Annotated in this window: 2 protein-coding genes; both read left to right on the forward strand. The window is 52.5% G+C overall.

Going from position 1 to position 2140, the window contains the following annotated elements:
• The first annotated feature begins 61 nt into the window (after positions 1–61).
• Entirely contained in the window at positions 62–694 is a 633-nt protein-coding gene (locus tag VE954_RS30010; RefSeq protein ID WP_324959905.1) for a hypothetical protein, read from the forward strand.
• Positions 695–785: 91 nt separating this feature from the next.
• Complete coding sequence (locus VE954_RS30015) at positions 786–2087, forward strand: serine protease (protein ID WP_324959907.1); 1302 nt, start codon at positions 786–788, stop codon at positions 2085–2087.
• The last annotated feature ends 53 nt before the right edge of the window (positions 2088–2140 follow it).

Below are 2140 nucleotides of genomic sequence, written 5' to 3' on the forward strand. Positions count from 1 at the left end.
TGTAAAACTTCGAAGCTGATCAAGTCTCCGCAGCTTGCATTAATCCATGAGGTTCTGGCTAATGAATGTTCTTTTTTATTCTTTTCTACTCGTGGCAGGTGGCTCCGCCACGGCTCAGACCAACCCTGCGATTCAGATCCATAGCCTTGACGGTGCAGGATGTCGCGGTGTGTTGAATCACCGAGTGGAAACAGTAGGGAACCGGGTTACTGTCCATTTTTCGACGAGCTCAAATGATTTCTTTGTCAAATTTCCTTATGACGTCAACCGGGCTCCTTACCTGTACACTGGGAAAGGCTGTACGGCCGAACTGTCCATGGACTGGTCTGGACATGCCCAATGCTTAAGACTCGGTAGCTTTCAGATTGATACGGATTCGTCACTGGATATCGATTTAAGTCTTATCACCTCAGGTCAGGTGCAGACGGTCGCTTACAATCCATCCACTCATGTTTGGGATATCGATAAGGTCTATCAAACAGGCGAGCTTAAAATTTTTGGACCCCGGTATGGTTACATTCAAAGCGGGGGTAAGCTATTGGGACTTCATGCGCCAGAACCCCTGGAAAGATGCATGAGTTCGCATCGCCTCATCTTCAGTACCTGGGCCGGCTTGAGTGCGAGAGCTGCTGAAGAACCTGCTGAATCAGAAGCAACTATTCGGAGCTGGAGCTACACCTTCGAAAAGTATTGAGCTTGAAGGCCAACTGGCAACTTTTCCTTCCTTCATCCGTCCTAGTCGTGAGCGCCTTGAGTGAGCTCAGCCCTATTCATTGGAGTGCATTATGCTGAACCGGTTGTCATTGCTAGGCTTTACAGCTGTCTGCCTGAGCCTGAGTTGCTCAAAACCGACGAATCCATCGCAAACCAAGATCATCGGCGGAACGAAGGTGGAGAATGGTTATCCCTTCTTTGCAGCCTTGACCCCAAGCCATGCTGAATACATCGACTGCGGTGGAGCCTTCATTGCTCCCAACGTGGTTGTGACAGCAGCCCACTGCGTGGAAGATGCATTTTCGGCGCAATTCGTTATTCAGGACGTCACCCGCACGGACGAGATGGATCCTGCGCTAGCCCGCAAGGTGAATTCGATCGCGATCCATCCAGGCTACGGTGAAGGGGCTGGAAACGACATTGCCCTGCTTTTCCTCGAGCCGACGATGCAGGACGTTCCCGTGATTGAAATCAACCGGTCAGGGGCGGTGCCAGCCGCGCGGCAACCTTTTCGCGTCATAGGTTTCGGCAACCGCACCTCACTGGGCGGCATCAACGACCCTGCCATGTACGAAGTCGACGTTCCTTATATTTCGATGGAAGCCTGCCGCTCACTCAGCGATGACTATGCGACCATCGACGATGGTTTTCTCTGCGGCGGTGTATTGGGCAAGGGCGGCAAAGATAGCTGCCAAGGTGATTCCGGCGGGCCGGCTTTCACCATGGATGCCGAAGGCCGCGCGACGCTTGTAGGTATAGTCAGTCAGGGCCCCGGTTGTGCTCAGCCGGACTCCCCAGGACTTTATTCCCGGATATCACACTATGCGAGTTGGATCGACGAATCGATCCGACTGCATGATCAGGCACTGGACAAACTTACGCCCGAGGACATCGCTCGCATCGTTAGACAAGACTGCTATCTCAAGCAGATGACGGACGAGTTCATAACAGATGGTACCAGCACACTGAGTCTCGGCCATCATTTCAATTACGGATCCTGGTACGGAACGCTTGAAGTTATTGATTCAGCCACGTCCCTCCCCTCGCCCGTTGACCACATCATGACCCAGACCTGTTCGATCCCAATGGGCGATGGCGATGTGATTCAGGCACAGGCGTTTCGCAGCAAAGATAAAAAGGCCGAACGCTCCTTCACCCTGGATGTGCGCCGGGGCTCGACCGTCTACCGTGGTTCTGTGACATCAGTTCCATCCTTCCAGTTCACATGTACGGATACGATTGGGTCGGGTCTAATGAAAGGCTACTTCACGACGACCGTCAACCATACAGAAGTCGACAAGACTGACTTTGCCCTTGATGATATCCAGGACCGCCTCTGCCTTCCTCTTGCCTGTCCAACGCTGATTTTCTGACACAACTGCACCTTCGCTGTAAGCCATAGATTTCCTTTCTACAGCAGCTTAAG

This window comes from Oligoflexus sp., from assembly GCF_035638955.1.
Taxonomy (GTDB): Bacteria; Bdellovibrionota_B; Oligoflexia; order Oligoflexales; family Oligoflexaceae; genus Oligoflexus.

Coding starts and splice junctions, on each gene's coding strand:
- VE954_RS30015 (WP_324959907.1), top strand. CDS start 786: ATGCTGAACCGGTTGTCATTGCTAGGCTTTACAGCTGTCTGCCTGAGC.
- VE954_RS30010 (WP_324959905.1), top strand. CDS start 62: ATGAATGTTCTTTTTTATTCTTTTCTACTCGTGGCAGGTGGCTCCGCC.